Origin of the sequence: Streptomyces sp. CB02366 (assembly GCF_001905905.1) — a bacterium.
Lineage (GTDB): Bacteria > Actinomycetota > Actinomycetes > Streptomycetales > Streptomycetaceae > Streptomyces.
On sequence record NZ_LIVT01000005.1, the window covers coordinates 28,997 to 43,655 of the forward strand.

At 74.0% G+C, this 14,659-nt stretch carries 16 protein-coding genes; 12 read left to right on the plus strand and 4 right to left on the minus strand.

The annotated features are described in order from the left end of the window. Nucleotides 1–180 precede the first annotated feature (180 nt). From pnuC to AMK24_RS17135, 5 genes are read left to right on the plus strand one after another with little or no spacing between them, the layout of a single operon-like run. The gene (pnuC, locus tag AMK24_RS17115) at nt 181–834 is read left to right on the plus strand and encodes a nicotinamide riboside transporter PnuC (RefSeq protein ID WP_073769636.1); all 654 of its coding nucleotides are present in this window, start codon (nt 181–183) and stop codon (nt 832–834) included. After that, nucleotides 831–1,910: an AAA family ATPase gene (locus AMK24_RS17120; RefSeq protein WP_073769637.1), complete on the plus strand. Its 1,080-nt coding sequence runs from the start codon at nt 831–833 to the stop codon at nt 1,908–1,910. Before pnuC ends, AMK24_RS17120 begins: the two co-directional genes overlap by 4 nt. Further along, entirely contained in the window at nt 1,907–2,677 is a 771-nt protein-coding gene (locus AMK24_RS17125; protein WP_073769638.1) for an NUDIX hydrolase, read from the plus strand. The genes AMK24_RS17120 and AMK24_RS17125 overlap by 4 nt, the downstream gene beginning before the upstream one ends. Further along, entirely contained in the window at nt 2,674–3,699 is a 1,026-nt protein-coding gene (locus AMK24_RS17130; RefSeq protein ID WP_073769639.1) for an ADP-ribosylglycohydrolase family protein, read from the plus strand. Before AMK24_RS17125 ends, AMK24_RS17130 begins: the two co-directional genes overlap by 4 nt. A gap of 3 nt (nt 3,700–3,702) precedes the next feature. Beyond that, nucleotides 3,703–4,485 carry a nucleotidyltransferase domain-containing protein gene (locus AMK24_RS17135; protein ID WP_073769640.1) on the plus strand — a complete coding sequence of 261 codons (783 nt, stop codon included), beginning with the start codon at nt 3,703–3,705 and terminating at the stop codon, nt 4,483–4,485. Between the two features lie 4 nt (nt 4,486–4,489). On the opposite strand, the gene AMK24_RS17140 is transcribed toward AMK24_RS17135, so the two are convergent. Continuing rightward, the gene (locus tag AMK24_RS17140; protein WP_073769641.1) at nt 4,490–5,194 is read right to left on the minus strand and encodes a nucleotidyltransferase domain-containing protein; all 705 of its coding nucleotides are present in this window, start codon (nt 5,192–5,194) and stop codon (nt 4,490–4,492) included. A 43-nt stretch (nt 5,195–5,237) separates the two neighbouring features. Then, nucleotides 5,238–5,651, minus strand: coding sequence for a Rieske (2Fe-2S) protein (locus AMK24_RS17145; protein WP_073769642.1), 414 nt, complete (start codon nt 5,649–5,651; stop codon nt 5,238–5,240). A 311-nt stretch (nt 5,652–5,962) separates the two neighbouring features. On the opposite strand from AMK24_RS17145, the gene aroH reads away from it, so the two are divergent. The 5 genes from aroH (at nt 5,963) to der (ending at nt 10,448) form a co-directional block, all read left to right on the plus strand. After that, nucleotides 5,963–6,325 carry a chorismate mutase gene (gene aroH / locus AMK24_RS17150; protein WP_073769643.1) on the plus strand — a complete coding sequence of 121 codons (363 nt, stop codon included), beginning with the start codon at nt 5,963–5,965 and terminating at the stop codon, nt 6,323–6,325. After that, the gene (locus AMK24_RS17155; RefSeq protein WP_073769644.1) at nt 6,322–7,407 is read left to right on the plus strand and encodes a prephenate dehydrogenase; all 1,086 of its coding nucleotides are present in this window, start codon (nt 6,322–6,324) and stop codon (nt 7,405–7,407) included. Before aroH ends, AMK24_RS17155 begins: the two co-directional genes overlap by 4 nt. Before the next feature lie 143 nt (nt 7,408–7,550). Next, the gene (cmk, locus tag AMK24_RS17160) at nt 7,551–8,246 is read left to right on the plus strand and encodes a (d)CMP kinase (protein ID WP_073769645.1); all 696 of its coding nucleotides are present in this window, start codon (nt 7,551–7,553) and stop codon (nt 8,244–8,246) included. Beyond that, on the plus strand, nt 8,243–8,899 hold the full coding sequence (locus AMK24_RS17165) for a lysophospholipid acyltransferase family protein (protein ID WP_073769646.1): 657 nt from the start codon (nt 8,243–8,245) through the stop codon (nt 8,897–8,899). The genes cmk and AMK24_RS17165 overlap by 4 nt, the downstream gene beginning before the upstream one ends. Nucleotides 8,900–8,972: 73 nt before the next feature. Continuing rightward, the gene (gene der / locus AMK24_RS17170; RefSeq protein ID WP_073769647.1) at nt 8,973–10,448 is read left to right on the plus strand and encodes a ribosome biogenesis GTPase Der; all 1,476 of its coding nucleotides are present in this window, start codon (nt 8,973–8,975) and stop codon (nt 10,446–10,448) included. A gap of 97 nt (nt 10,449–10,545) precedes the next feature. Here the strand turns inward: der and AMK24_RS17175 are convergent, their stop codons facing one another. Together AMK24_RS17175 and AMK24_RS17180 are read right to left on the minus strand one after the other, a co-directional pair. Continuing rightward, nucleotides 10,546–10,875: a hypothetical protein gene (locus AMK24_RS17175; protein ID WP_073769648.1), complete on the minus strand. Its 330-nt coding sequence runs from the start codon at nt 10,873–10,875 to the stop codon at nt 10,546–10,548. Between the two features lie 137 nt (nt 10,876–11,012). Continuing rightward, on the minus strand, nt 11,013–11,795 hold the full coding sequence (locus AMK24_RS17180) for a hypothetical protein (protein WP_073769649.1): 783 nt from the start codon (nt 11,793–11,795) through the stop codon (nt 11,013–11,015). Nucleotides 11,796–12,291: 496 nt separating this feature from the next. On the opposite strand from AMK24_RS17180, the gene AMK24_RS17185 reads away from it, so the two are divergent. Both AMK24_RS17185 and AMK24_RS17190 read left to right on the plus strand, forming a co-directional pair. Next, nucleotides 12,292–13,575: a glycosyltransferase family 4 protein gene (locus AMK24_RS17185; RefSeq protein ID WP_073769650.1), complete on the plus strand. Its 1,284-nt coding sequence runs from the start codon at nt 12,292–12,294 to the stop codon at nt 13,573–13,575. After that, complete coding sequence (locus AMK24_RS17190) at nt 13,572–14,405, plus strand: transferase (RefSeq protein ID WP_073769651.1); 834 nt, start codon at nt 13,572–13,574, stop codon at nt 14,403–14,405. The genes AMK24_RS17185 and AMK24_RS17190 overlap by 4 nt, the downstream gene beginning before the upstream one ends. The last annotated feature ends 254 nt before the right edge of the window (nt 14,406–14,659 follow it).

A 14,659-nucleotide genomic window follows, 5' to 3' on the forward strand; every position in this document is an offset into this window, starting at 1 on the left:
TTGTCGGGGCCGCCCTCCGGGCGGACGACGCTCCTTTCGCAACACCCCCCAGGCGTAGCCGCACTCCGCGAAGGCCCGCGGCCGGTTCCGTTCGGAAAGTCCGAACGGAACCGGCCGCGGGCCTTTCGCCGTCCCCGTCCAGCCTTTATAGTCACAATGACTATTAAGAAGGAGGCGGGCGTGAGTCTCGCGGACGTACTCGATCCCCTGCAACAGCCCCTGGTGACGGTCCTGGAAACCCCGGTCAGCTGGACCGAGGTGCTCGGCTTCGGCAGCGGGGCGCTGTGCGTCTGGCTCGTGGCCCGCCAGCACATCGCCAACTGGCCGATCGGTATCGCCAACAACGTCTTCTTCATCCTGCTGTTCGCCCAGGCCGGCCTGTACGCCGACGCCGGCCTCCAGATCGTCTTCATCACCCTCGCCGCGTACGGCTGGTGGACCTGGGCCCACGGGGGTGGACCGGGCTCCGCCGTCCTGCCGGTGCGCAGAACGACCCGCGCCGAATGGGCCTGGCTGCTCGCGGCGGGGGTGGTGGGGACCGCTGCGATCACCCTGCTGCTCTCCCGGGCGACCGACTCCACCGTCCCGTTCTGGGACGCGCTGACCACGTCCCTGTCGCTGACGGCCACCTACGGCCAGTGCAGGAAGAGGCTGGAGTCCTGGTGGCTGTGGATCGCCGCCGACGTGGTCTACATCCCGCTCTACGCCCACAAGGGGCTGTACCTGACCTCGCTGCTGTACGCCGGATTCCTCGCGCTCTGCCTGATGGGCCTGCGCGACTGGCGCCGCGACCTGGCCGCCCGCGAGGCCCGCCCCGTGGCGGTGGCCGCGTGAAGCGCTACGGACACGGCCTGGTGCTCGGCAAGTTCTACCCGCCGCACGCCGGCCACCACCACCTCGTCCGCACCGCCCAGGACCGCTGCGAGCGGCTGACCGTGCTGGTCTGCGCCGCCTCCGTGGAGTCGGTCCCGCTCGCCGACCGGGTCGCCTGGATGCGCGAGGTCCACCCGGACGTCACGGTGGTCGGGGCGGTCGACGACACGCACATGGACGTGACCGACCCGGCCGTCTGGGACGCCCACATGGCCGTCTTCACCGCCGCCGTGCCCGACCGGGTGGACGCGGTCTTCACCTCGGAGGCGTACGGGGAGGAGCTGGGCCGCCGCTTCGGCGCCCACTCCGTCCTCGTCGACCCCGACCGCACCCTCTTCCCGGTCTCCGGCACCGCCGTGCGCGCGGATCCCGTGGGCTGCTGGGACTTCCTCCAGCCGCCCGTACGGGCCGCCCTCGCGCGCCGGGTCGTCGTCCTCGGCGCGGAGTCCACCGGCACCACCACCCTCGCCCGGGCGCTCGCCGCCCACTACCGGGCGCGCGGCGGAGTCTGGTCCCGCACGGGTTACGTAGCCGAATACGGGCGCGAGTACAGCGAGGACAAGCTCGCCGCCCTGCGCGAGCGGTGGCCGGGGGCCGCCTGGGAGGACGTCGCCTTCACCACCGACGACTTCCCGCTCATCGCCCGGACCCAGAACGACCGGGAGGAGGCCGCCGCCCGCGCCGGATCCCCGGTCCTCTTCTGCGACACCGACTCCTTCGCCACCACCGTCTGGCACGAGCGGTACGTCGGCGGCCGCAATCCGCTCGTCGAGGAGATCGCGGACCGGGCCGGCCACCACCTGTGGCTTCTCACCGACCACGAGGGCGTCGCCTTCGAGGACGACGGACTGCGTGACGGCGAGGAGCTGCGCCCCTGGATGACCGACCGGTTCCGCGCCGAACTCACCCGCACGGGAAGGCGGTTCGTCGAGATGACCGGGCCGCCCGAGACACGGCTCGTCGCCGCCGTCGCCGCCGTCGACGAACTCCTCGCCACCGGCTGGGACTTCGCCGCCCCCCTCCCGGAGAAACGATGAGCACCCCCGCCCCCGAGGGCTACGACCCGCACGCCTACGCCCCGTTCGCCGTCACCGTCGACCTCGCGGTCTTCACCGTCCGCGAGGCCCGGCTGCACGTGCTGCTCGTCGAACGCGGCCAGGAGCCCTTCCGGGGGCGGTGGGCGCTGCCCGGCGGCTTCCTCCTGCCCCGCGAGTCCGCCGAGGAAGCCGCCCGACGCGAACTCGCCGAGGAGACCGGCCTCGGCCCCGACACGGTCGGCGCCCTCCACCTCGAACAGCTGCGGACCTACACCGCCCCGGACCGCGACCCGAGGATGCGGGTCGTCTCCGTCGCGTACGCCGCCCTCCTGCCGGACCTGCCCGAACCGCGCGGCGGCGGCGACGCGGCATCCGCCCGGTGGTGGGACGCGGACGCGGCCGGCCCGCTGGCCTTCGACCACGACCGCATCCTCGCGGACGCCCGCGACCGGATCGGCGCCAAGCTCGAGTACACCTGCCTCGCCACCGCGTTCTGCCCCCCCGAGTTCACCCTCGGGGAGCTCCAGCAGGTCTACGAGACCGTCTGGGGCGTCGAGCTGGACCGCCCCAACTTCCGGCGCAAGGTCCTGAACGCGCCCGGCTTCGTCGAGGCCGTCGAGGGCCCGCCGCGCCGCACCGGAGGCCGGGGCAAACCGGCCGCCCTCCACCGCGCGGGCGACGCCACCGCCCTGCACCCGCCCCTGCTGCGCCCGCCGCGCACCGACCCCGCCGCCCCCTCCTCCGGAACGGAAGGACACGACCGATGACCCTCGCCACCCCGCCCGTGACCAAGCAGGCCGCGACCGGCGTCCTCACCGGGCTCGCGCTCGGCGACGCCCTGGGCTTCCCCACCGAGTTCAACGACGTGCCCTCGATCCTCGGCAAGTTCGGCCCCTGGCGGCAGCTGCCCCTCCTGACGCCCGCCGTCGTCTCCGACGACACCCAGATGACGATCGCGCTCGGCCGGGGCATCCGGACCGCCATGGACAGCGGCCTGCTCACCCCCGAGCGCATGGCCGGCCCGGTCAGCGCCGAGTTCATCGCCTGGTACCACGCGCCGGACAACAACCGCGCCCCCGGCAACACCTGCCTCACCGCCTGCCGCCTGCTCGAACACACCCGGATCTGGCAGGAGGCCAGCCAGCTCGACTCCAAGGGCTGCGGCGCCAACATGCGCGTCGCCCCCGTCGGCCTGGTCCCGGGCCTCAGCGACGAACAGCGCGCCGGGGCCGCCCAGCTCCAGGCCGCCCTCACCCACGGCCACCCCACCGCCCTCGCCGCCTCCGACCTGCTGGCCCGCGCGGTGTTCCTGCTCGCCCAGGGCGGCGAACCCCTCGGCCTGATCGGGCATTTGCGCAGCTACGCCCTGGAGAACCGGGGCCGCTACCACACCCGGTGGCTCGGCGACCTCTGGCTCCACGCGGGCGCCGCCACACCGCAGGCGTACATCCAGCGCGGCTGGGACGAGTGCCTGGCGGCCCTGGAGACCGTCCGGGACGCCCTGCGCGACCCGTCGCCGGAGACCGACCCGTGCGAGCGGACCGGGGACGGCTGGGTCGCCGAGGAGGCCCTCGCCACCGCCCTGCACTGCTTCCTGCTCTTCCCCGAGGAACCCGTCACCGCCCTGCGCCGGGCCGCCTGCACCCGGGGCGACTCCGACTCGATCGCCTGCCTGACCGGGGCGCTCGCGGGGGCGCACCTGGGCGCGGCGGCCTGGCCCAAGGAATGGTCCGAGCGCATCGAGTACCGCAGCGACCTGCTCTCCCTGGCGGCGCTCTGGGACGCTTGAGCCATGACCACCGCCACCGACGATCCACTGGGCCGGGCCGGACTCCCGGTCACCGACCTGCGCCCGGACCTCGCCCACGCCCCCGGCCCCCTGGCCTTCGCCACGGTCTCCGGCGCCCATCTGTACGGCTTCCCCTCCCAGGACTCGGACGTGGACCTGCGGGGGGTCCACGTCCTGCCCGCCGAGGAACTGGTGGGACTGCACGAACCGGAGGAGACCCGCACCCGGATGTGGGAGCGCGACGGCGTGGAGCTGGACCTCGTCACCCACGACCTGCGCAAGTTCGTCCGCCTGATGCTCCGGCCGAACGGCTACGTCCTGGAACAGCTGCTCTCCCCGCTGGTGGTGCACACGAGCCCGCTCCACACGGAGCTGACCGCGCTCGCCCCCGGCGTCCTCACCCGCAACCACGCCCACCACTACCGCGGCTTCGCCGGGACGCAGTGGCGGCTGTACGGGAACACCGGCGAGCTCAAACCGCTGCTCTACACCTTCCGGGCCCTGCTCACCGGCATCCACCTCATGCGCTCGGGCGAGGTGAGCGCCCACCTGCCCACCCTGCTCGCGGAGGTCGACGCCCCCGCCTACCTGCCGGACCTGATCGCCGCCAAGGCCGCCGCCGAGCACGCCGCGGCGACAGACCTGGACGGGGAAGCGGTCGCCCGGGACGTGACGGAGCTCCACGGCGTCCTGGACGAGGCGCGGGCCGCTTCCCGGCTGCCGGACGCGGTGACGGTTCTGGAGGCCCTGCACGACCTCGTCGTACGGGCCAGGCTCACGGGCTGACCTTTCAGCGGGCCGCCTCCCGTGCCGCCGACGCCCGCCGGGCCCGGACGAGGAGGTCCTCCACGGCCGCCCGGTCCGGCTCGGCGGGCAGGGGGGAGCGGGCCGCCGCCTCGTCGTTCTCCGCCCCGAGGCGGTTCATCCGGCGCTCCACCTCCGGCCAGGGCACCTCGCCCCGCTTCACCGCCAGCAGCTCCTCCCGGGCGCTCCCGACGCCGATGCGCAGCTCACCCGTGCGCAGCAGGTCCCGGCTGCTCGTCAACAGCCGCAGCAGATGCATCGCGTGCTTCCAGCGCGGTGCGCCGTGGACCCGTACGTCGGCCTCCAGCTTCCTCCGCTGCCCCAGGGCGTACCGGACGAACGTGCCGTGCGCGAGCCGAGACAGGAACGCCCCGCGCAGCGCCAGCAACTCGCGGCCGGTGCCGTCCGCGGACTCCACGAGCGGGGAGTGCAGGCACTCCAGCACGTTCGGATTGGCCCGGAGCGCCAGCTCGCAGAAGCGTTCCAGCTCCCAGGAGAACTGCTCCGGCGCGGGTCCCTCCACGTGCGTCGGCGGTTTCTCCAGGCGCCAGAACAGCGGGGTGGGCGCGAGGAACACCCCGCGCCGGTCCGTATCGCTGTCCTCGGTCGCCAGACCGAACGCGCGCGAGCCCATCACGCAGGCGTAGACCGTGTGGTCGCGTACGAGTGCCTCGTCGGCGGCGCTGATCATGGCCGTGAGGCTACCGGGCCGGCCGCGGGCCCACCGGCCCGGCTCAGGCCCGCCGGATCGCGCCCCCCGAGACGCTGATCCGCACGGCGGGCAGCGGCCGGGTCGCCGGACCGGCCTCGACCGCCGCGTCGGTGATGCTGAACCTGCTGCCGTGGCAAGGACAGCCGATGGCGCCGTCGCTCACCGTCGAGACCAGGCAGCTCGCATGGGTGCAGACGGCGGAGAACGCCTTGAACTCGCCCTCCGTCGGCTGGGTCACCACGATCTTCCGTTCCTTGAGGACGGTCCCGCCGCCGACCGGGACGTCCGCGGTCCGGGCCAGCTCCGCCCCGCCGTCCGACGGCGGCGGGGAGCCGGCATCCCCGCCGCCGTCCCCGCCGGAGGAACCGCAGCCGGTGGCCAGGGCGGCGGCGCCCGCCGCACCGGCGGCCAGCACCGCCCTTCGCCGTGCGTTCATGAGCTCTCCTCGGGTGTGGGGGTGTGGCGCGGTGGACGGGGGCCATCGTGGGGGCGGAGCGCCCCCGGGGAGAAGCAACCGGGCGGACCGTGCCCCCGACCGGGTGGCGGACGGGACTCCCACGGCCGAAGCCCGTGCCGCGCGCGCCACCGCCCGTACCGCGCGCCACCGCCCACCGGGGCAGTAGTCGAGCACGCGTCCGTCTCACGGAGGGAACGCCGCGACCGCCGCCGACCCGGCCGATCTAGGGTGGGACGAGCAGCCGCAGGCGCGGCGGCGCGGGCGAACGGACGAGGGACGAGGAGCACGACGTGGCGGTACGGGCGATCCGGGGCGCCGTCCAACTGGACGAGGACGAGGCCGGGCACATGGGCCGGCGGGTCGGTGAGCTGCTCACGACCGTGCTGGAGCGCAACGGACTGGTCGCCGACGACCTGATCAGCATCTGGTTCACCGCCACCCCCGACCTGCACAGCGACTTCCCGGCCGCCGCCGCCCGGAGCCTCGGGATCGTCGACGTCCCCCTGATCTGCGCCCAGGAGCTGGACATCGAGGGGGCCATGCCCCGGGTCGTCCGTATCCTCGTGCACGTCGAGACCTACCTCTCGCGCGCCGAGATCCACCACGTCTACCTCGGCGCCACCGCCGCTCTGCGCAAGGACATCGCCCAGTGAGAACCGCCCTCGTCATCGGAACCGGGCTCGTCGGCACCTCCGCCGCCCTCGCACTGGCCGGCCGCGGCGTCCGCGTCCACCTCGTCGACCACGACCCCGAGTCCGCCCGCACCGCCGCCGCGCTCGGGGCCGGTACGGAGGAGGCCCCCGAGGGCCCGGTCGACCTGGCGGTGATCGCCGTGCCGCCCGCCCACACCGCCGCCGTCCTCGCCACCACCATGCGCGACGGGGCGGCCCGTGGCTACCTGGACGTCGCCAGCGTCAAGGGCGGCCCGCGCCGCGAGCTGGAGGCGCTCGGCCTCGACCTCGCCGCCTACATCGGCACGCACCCGATGGCCGGGAAGGAGCGCTCCGGTCCGCTCGCCGCCACCGCCGACCTCTTCGAGGGCCGCCCCTGGGTCCTCACCCCGACCCGGGAGACCGACACCGAGGTGCTCAACCTCGCACTGGAGCTGGTCGCCCTGTGCCGGGCCGTCCCCGTCGTCATGGACGCCGACGCCCACGACCGGGCCGTCGCCCTCGTCTCGCACACCCCGCAGCTGATCTCCTCCATGGTCGCCGCCCGGCTGGAGGAGGCCGACGAGACCGCCGTGCGGCTGTGCGGCCAGGGCATCCGCGACGTCACCCGGATCGCCGCCTCCGACCCCCGGATGTGGGTGGAGATCCTATCCGCCAACCCCGGCCCGGTCGCCGACGTCCTCGCCGGGGTCGCCGCCGACCTGGAGGAGACCGTGGCCGCGCTGCGCGGGCTCGGCTCCGCCGACGAGGGGCAGCGGACCGCGGGCGCCCACACCGTCGAGGACGTCCTGCGCCGCGGCAACGCCGGCCGCGTCCGGGTGCCCGGCAAGCACGGCGCGGCCCCCGCCGCGTACGAGACCGTCGCCGTCCTCATCGGCGACAAGCCGGGCGAGCTGGCCGCGATCTTCGCCGACGCGGGCCGGGCCGGGGTCAACATCGAGGACGTCCGCATCGAGCACGCCACCGCCCAGCAGGCGGGCCTCGTCCAGATCATGGTCGAGCCCAGCGCCGCCCCGGCCCTCGGCGCAGCGCTCCGGGAACGGGGCTGGTCGATCCGGGGCTGAGCCGCCCCCGGCCGCCGCCGCCCCGCCGCGCACCGGGGCGGCGGGGCCTCACCCGTACGGGGTACAAGGGCGTGCCCGGCACTCGGTAACCTGGTACGAGGCCGCTCCCAGGCCCGTACGTCCCCGCCCCGTGTACCAGGAAGGTGTCCACCACCGTGGAAACCGCACGCTCCTCCGTGATCGTCGCCATCGACGGGCCCTCGGGCACCGGCAAGTCGAGCACCTCGAAGGCCGTCGCCGCCGCGCTCGGCCTGAGCTACCTGGACACGGGCGCGCAGTACCGGGCCATCACCTGGTGGATGCTGACCAACGGCGTCGACGTGAGCGACCCGGAGGAGATCGCCACCGCCGCCGCCAAGCCCGTGATCGTCTCCGGCACCGACCCCACCGCCCCGACGATCACCGTGGACGGCGTGGACGCCTCCGGGCCGATCCGCACCCAGGAGGTCACCTCCAAGGTCAGCGCCGTCAGCGCCGTTCCCGAGGTGCGTACGCTCATCACCGCCCTCCAGCGCTCCATCGCCGCCGCCGCGACCGGCGGCATCGTGGTCGAGGGCCGGGACATCGGCACCACCGTGCTGCCCGACGCGGACCTCAAGATCTTCCTCACCGCCTCGCCGGAGGCCCGCGCCGCCCGCCGCAGCGGCGAGGTCAAGGGCTCCGACCTCGCCGCCACCCGCGAGGCCCTGATCAAGCGGGACGCCGCCGACTCCGGCCGCAAGACCTCCCCGCTCGCCAAGGCGGACGACGCCGTCGAGGTGGACACCACCGAACTGACTCTCCAGCAGGTCATCGAGTGCGTCGTCACCCTCGTCGAGGGGAAGCGGGTCGCCGCGTGAGCGATGCCACGGGCGCGCCCACGCTGCGCGGAGCGGCCGTCGGGCGGACCATCGGCATCGGCCTGATGTACGGGCTGTGGAAGCCCCGGGTGCTCGGAGCCTGGCGGGTGCCCGCCGCCGGCCCGGTCATCCTCGCGGTGAACCACTCCCACAACATCGACGGCCCGATGCTGATGGGCACCGCGCCCCGGCCGGTGCACTTCCTGATCAAGAAGGAGGCGTTCGTCGGCCCCCTCGACCCGTTCCTGCACGGTATCGGGCAGATCGAGGTGGACCGCACGACCGTCGACCGCACCGCCATCAGCCACGCCCTGGGCGTCCTGGCGGACGGCGGGGCCCTCGGGATCTTCCCGGAGGGCACCCGGGGCGAGGGCGACTTCGCCTCGCTGCGCGCCGGACTCGCCTACTTCGCGGTACGCGGCGGTGCCCCGATCGTGCCCGTCGCGGTCCTGGGGAGCACCGAGCGCCGCGGCCGGCTGATACGGGGGCTGCCCCCGCTGCGCAGCCGGGTCGACGTCGTCTTCGGCGACGCGTTCGACGCGAGCGCCGGCGACGGGCGGCGTACGCGCAAGGCGCTGGACGAGGCGACCCTGCGGATCCGGGCGAAGCTCACCGCCCACCTGGAAACCGCCAAGCGCCTCACCGGGCGATAGGCCAGACTTGAGTACTTGAGTAGTGGACCGCGCTGATCGCGGTCCATCGATGACGCACAGAGGAACGGACTTCATGAACGACCAGATTCACTCCGACGGCTCGGGCCACGAGCACGGAGAACTTGGCGATGCCGAGTACGCGGAGTTCATGGAGCTCGCAGCGCAGGAAGGCTTCGACCCCGAGGAGATCGAGGGGGCCCTCGACGAGGCCGGTCACGGCCCGCTCCCCGTACTCGCCGTCGTCGGCCGCCCCAATGTCGGCAAGTCGACCCTGGTGAACCGGATCATCGGCCGCCGCGAGGCCGTCGTGCAGGACAAGCCCGGCGTCACCCGCGACCGCGTCAGCTACGAGGCCGAATGGGCCGGGCGGCGCTTCAAGGTCGTCGACACCGGCGGCTGGGAGCAGGACGTCCTCGGCCTCGACGCCTCGGTCGCCGCCCAGGCCGAGTACGCCATCGAGACGGCCGACGCGGTCGTCTTCGTCGTGGACTCCACCGTCGGCGCCACCGACACCGACGAGGCGGTCGTCAAGCTGCTGCGCCGGGCCGGCAAGCCCGTCGTCCTGTGCGCCAACAAGGTCGACGGCCAGAGCGGCGAGGCGGATGCCACCGCGCTGTGGTCGCTCGGCCTCGGCGAGCCCTACCCGGTCTCCTCGCTCCACGGCCGCGGCACCGGCGACATGCTGGACGCCGTCCTGGAGGCCCTGCCGGACGCCCCGGCCCAGAAGTTCGGCACGGCGCTCGGCGGACCCCGCCGGATCGCCCTGATCGGCCGTCCGAACGTCGGCAAGTCCTCCCTGATGAACAAGGTCGCCGGGGAGGACCGGGTCGTCGTCAACGAACTGGCGGGCACCACCCGCGACCCGGTCGACGAACTGATCAACCTCGGCGGCATCACCTGGAAGTTCATCGACACGGCCGGTATCCGCCGCCGCGTCCACCTCCAGGAAGGCGCCGACTACTACGCCTCGCTCCGTACGGCCGCAGCCGTGGAGAAGGCCGAGGTCGCCGTCATCCTGATCGACTCCAGCGAGTCCATCAGCGTCCAGGACCAGCGCATCGTCACCATGGCCGTGGAGGCCGGGCGCGCCATCGTCGTCGCCTTCAACAAGTGGGACACCCTCGACGAGGAGCGCCGCTACTACCTGGAGCGCGAGATCGAGACGGAGCTGGCACAGATCTCCTGGGCCCCGCGCGTCAACGTCTCGGCCGTCACCGGCCGCCACATGGAGAAGCTGGTCCCGGCGATCGAGACCGCGATCGAGGGGTGGGAGACCCGCATCCCCACGGGCCGGCTGAACGCCTTCCTCGGCGAGGTCGTCGCCGCCCACCCGCACCCGGTCCGCGGCGGCAAGCAGCCGCGCATCCTCTTCGGCACCCAGGCGGGCACCAAGCCCCCGCGCTTCGTGCTCTTCGCCTCCGGCTTCCTGGAGCACGGCTACCGCCGCTTCATCGAGCGCCGCCTGCGCGAGGAGTTCGGCTTCGAGGGCACCCCGATCCACATCTCCGTACGCGTCCGCGAGAAGCGCGGCCGCAACACCGGCAAGTAGCCCGCCGTACGACGAAGCCCCGGACCGCTCTCGCGATGAGCGAGCGGTCCGGGGCTTCGTCGTACGGTCTCGCGCCGTCGGGCTCCGGTCGGGGCCTTCAGGAGTCCCGCGACCCCGTCCCGGGCGGCAGGGCGGCCGGCCGGGGGCGTCCCGCGTGCCGTCCGACCCGCTGCCAGGTGCCGAGGCCGCCGGTGTGCTGGCTCTGCGCGCCGCCCGCCTCCCGGCTCTCGCGGCCGGAGGGGGCCGGGTGGCCGCTCAGCGGGGCCCTCGTGGCGAGGAAGCCGGCGTTGAACGCCGGGAAGGAGAGGTTCTCCTCGCCGCTCCGATCACCCGGCAGCGCCCGGAACGAACGCCGGTACTCGGAGTACAGCGCGTCGTAGATCGGGGTGGGGGACACGCCCCCCGGCGGTTCCTGCGCGGGACGCATGGCAGGGATCGGACTCTGATGCTGGCGGGAGGAGTCGTATGAGTGCACGTAGGTGCCAACGACCTCGCCGCTCCTCGGATGCGGCCCCGCCGGAGAAAACGCCGTACGGCGCGAGCGCCGGAGCGGGGCGGACGCGCTCAGGTTCCGGCCAGCGGCATCGCCGCGGCGACCAGGACCCCGTTGACCGCGGCCTTCTCCAGGGCGTCCCGCAGCAGATCCTCGCGCGGCTGCTGGCCGATGGTGCCGGCCGGGGCGGCGAAGACGAGGACCGTCTGCGACTTGTTGACCGCGGCCCGCCAGCCCTCGGTCACCTGGAGCGGCCGGTGGGCCTGCCACCAGGCGACCGGGTTGCCGCCGCCCGCGCTCGGCTGCAGCACCGCGTGGAGCTGGCCCACCGCCAGCAGCACGGACCAGCCCGGCAGGACCTCCGGCAGCCGGTTCATGTCGGGAGCCGGGCGGAAGCCCTGCTCCAGCAGCAGCTGGAGGAACTCGTCGCCCCCGCTGCCGTCGGTGCCGGGCCGGGCGACCGGGCCGGTGGGCTCGACGACCAGGGCCGGACGCAGGTCGTCCTCGATGAGGACGAGTCCGCTGGTGATGCCGAGGACGGCCTGTTCGGGCATGAGCCCCTCCGTGTTCTTCCGCTCGCTGCCGGTGATGCTGCGCACCGCGCCCTGGAGCTGGTCCTCGGCCACCCTGACGACCTGCGAGGGGATGCAGCTGGCGTGGGCGAAGGCGAGGACGGCCGTCTCGTCGCCGACGAACAGCACCGTGCTGGTGCGTTCCTGGTCGGAGTCGCCCGGGGTACGGCAGGAGGTGCAGTCGTAACTGCCCGGGGCGTTGTCGCCGACGAGCAGCCGGTCGGCTTCGTCGTCGCCGATCTCGGCGCGTACGTCCTGGCTGACGTCGAGCATGCGCGGCACGGGGGCTCCTCGAACTCGGTGCGTGGGCCGGGCGGTTCCCGGCTCATACCGAGGACAACGCGGGATCCGTGGCCGGGGTCACGCACCGGGCGGACGGAAGTGCGAAAAGACGGGCCGGGGTCGATACGTCGCCATGTCGAGGCGTCGATGCGGCTTTCGGCCGCGGAGGGGCCCGGAATCTTTTCCCGAGCGGCAGGCAACCTCCTGGCATTTTCCTACGTCAAGCTCGGAGGAAAGTGTGGGCGAACGGGTGGCGGGCAGGCGACCCGCGCACCGTGGCGGCAGCCTGCTCGTAGGGTCCCGTTACTTTCGGGTCCGAAGGGTATCCGGATGCTTTCCTTCCGGAACCCGCAGGTCAGCGATGGTCCGGTGGACAGGTGGGGACGCTGGGCGCGAAAGCGGGGATGCTCCGGCATTTCCCGGTGCATTTCGGGCGTGGAATCCGCTGGGAAGCACAGTCTTGACAAGGTCGGTCGACAGGGGAAACAGCGACACCATGCATATTTCTTTCCTTCTGCACAATGCCTATGGAATCGGAGGGACCATTCGGACGACGTTCACGCTCGCCCGTACGCTCGCGGAGCGGCACGACGTCGAGATCGTGTCCGTCTTCCGGCACCGTGACGCCCCCGTCCTCGGCGCGCCCGAGGGCGTGGCGCTGCGCCACCTCGTGGACCTGCGGAAGAAGAGCGCGACCTACGACGGCGGCGACCCCGACCACGCCCGGCCCGCCGCGGTCTTCCCGCGCGGCGACAGCCGGCACAAGCAGTACAGTCGCCTCACCGACGCCCGCATCGCCGCCCACCTGCGGACCACCGGGGCGGACGTCGTCGTCGGCACCCGCCCCGGCCTCAACGTCCATCTCAGCCGGGAGACCCGGCGCGGACCGGTGCGCGTCGGGCAGGAGCACCTGACCCTCGACAGCCACGGCTACCGGCTGCGCCGCGAGATCGCCCACCGCTACACGATGCTCGACGCGCTCACCACCGTCACCCGTGCCGACGCGGACGACTACCGGGCCCGGCTGAAGTTGCCGGGCGTGCGGATCGAGGCCATCCCCAACGCCGTTCCCGAACCCGCCTGCCCGCCCGCGGACGGCGATCTGAAGTGGGTCGTCGCGGCGGGCCGGCTGCACCGGGTCAAGCGCTACGACCTGTTGGTGCGGGCCTTCGCCCAGGTCTCCGCGGCCCGCCCCGACTGGCGGCTGCGCATCTACGGCGGCGGTGACGCCACCGGCGACGAACAGGCGGCGCTGCGCGCCCTCGTCGACCGGCTCGGCCTGCACAACCACGTGTTCCTGATGGGCTCGGCCAATCCGATGGAGGCCGAGTGGCCCAAGGGGTCGATCGCCGCCGTCACCTCGGACCGCGAGTCCTTCGGCATGACCATCGTCGAGGCGATGCGCGGCGGCCTGCCGGTCGTCGCCACCGACTGCCCGCACGGACCGGCGGAGATCGTCGAGGACGGCGTCGACGGCCGTCTCGTGCCGGTCGGCGACCCGGACGCGATCGCCGCCGCCCTGCTCCAGCTGATCGAGGACGACGGACTGCGCCACCGTATGGGTGCGGCCGCGCTGGCCGCCTCGGCCCGCTTCGACCCGGCGAGGATCGCCGAACGCCACGAAAGCCTGTTCACCGAACTCGCCGCCCGCGGCGCGCGGGGGCGCGGCCACGGCGCCCTGCGCACCGCGCTGCACCGCACCCGCGGCAACGTCCTCGACGGGGCCTACGCCCTGCGCTACAAGGCCGCCGACGTACTCCGCAAGGGGAGGACCCCATGAGCCCCACCGCCGTACGGGCCGACTGCGCCGCCGATCCGGCCGGGACGCTCACCTTCGACCTGGCCGCCCCGGCAGCCGCCCCCGCCGCCGCGTCCACGCTGCTCCTGCGCCGCCGGGGTGCGGCGGGCGCCGCACCCGGCGGCACGGTCCGCATACCGCTCGGCAGCGTCGGGCCAGGGCGGCTGCGGGCGGTGCTCCCGGCCTCCGCCCGCCTGGCCGAGGGGCGCTGGGACGCCTACGTCGAGGAGCCGGGAGTCGAGGGGGCGCGGACGGTGGAGCCGGGGCTGCGGGACCTGCGGGCCCTCGTCGACCGCGCCCCGGACGCCGGGGCCCCGGGCGTCAGCGCCCGGGTGCCCTACCCGACCGCCGACGGCCGGCTCGCCCTGCGCTGCTGGGCCCGCGCTCCGCACGCCGAGGCGGGGGCCGTCCTCGGCGGACCGGACGGCATGACGGTCGAGGGCGTGCTGTACGGAGTCGCGGCGGGGGAGGGGGCCGCCGTGGAGGCCCGGCTGCCGGGGGCGCCGACGCGGACGCACACCGTCCCGCTCGCCTCCCCGGGCGGACCCGCCGGGACCTTCGCCTTCACCCTGCCCTACGCGCCGCCGGCCGCCGGTCCGGTGCCCGAGGCGCAGCTCTGGCAGTTGTGGCTGATCCCGGCGGCGGGCGCGGCGGGGGTGCGGATCTCCCGGATCCTCGACGACGTGTGGTCCCGCCGCAGGTCCTTCGTCTACCCGAGCGCCCAGGCGGCGCCCGGCGTGGTCGCCACCCCGTGCTACACCGCCGACAACGACCTCTGCCTCCGCCTGGAGCCCGCCCCGGCGGGCCGCTGAGGAACGGGCCCCGGGGCCGGAAGGGGCCGGGGCGGCAGCGGGTCCGGACGCGGCGGTCGCCCCGCTGCCCGCGGCGTCCCGCCGCCCGTTCCCGGAAGGCCGCGCGATCCCGAAGCGGAGTCGCGAGGGAGGCCGAACGCGTATGCCTCCCCTTCGGCGGCGGCCCCCTTCCGGCGGGCGTGTGGAGGAAAGGCGGGGAAAGCGAAGAGCGGCTGAAGGAGCGGAGAATTCTCGTGCTCCAGCCATTCGGGCGC

Bases quoted from the DNA above. Each gene is read 5' to 3' on its own strand.
- AMK24_RS17125 (WP_073769638.1), top strand. From the start codon at position 1,907: ATGAGCACCCCCGCCCCCGAGGGCTACGACCCGCACGCCTACGCCCCG.
- AMK24_RS17130 (WP_073769639.1), top strand. From the start codon at position 2,674: ATGACCCTCGCCACCCCGCCCGTGACCAAGCAGGCCGCGACCGGCGTC.
- AMK24_RS17135 (WP_073769640.1), top strand. From the start codon at position 3,703: ATGACCACCGCCACCGACGATCCACTGGGCCGGGCCGGACTCCCGGTC.
- AMK24_RS17140 (WP_073769641.1), bottom strand. From the start codon at position 5,194: ATGATCAGCGCCGCCGACGAGGCACTCGTACGCGACCACACGGTCTAC.
- AMK24_RS17145 (WP_073769642.1), bottom strand. From the start codon at position 5,651: ATGAACGCACGGCGAAGGGCGGTGCTGGCCGCCGGTGCGGCGGGCGCC.
- der (WP_073769647.1), top strand. From the start codon at position 8,973: ATGAACGACCAGATTCACTCCGACGGCTCGGGCCACGAGCACGGAGAA.
- AMK24_RS17175 (WP_073769648.1), bottom strand. From the start codon at position 10,875: ATGCGTCCCGCGCAGGAACCGCCGGGGGGCGTGTCCCCCACCCCGATC.
- AMK24_RS17185 (WP_073769650.1), top strand. From the start codon at position 12,292: ATGCATATTTCTTTCCTTCTGCACAATGCCTATGGAATCGGAGGGACC.
- AMK24_RS17190 (WP_073769651.1), top strand. From the start codon at position 13,572: ATGAGCCCCACCGCCGTACGGGCCGACTGCGCCGCCGATCCGGCCGGG.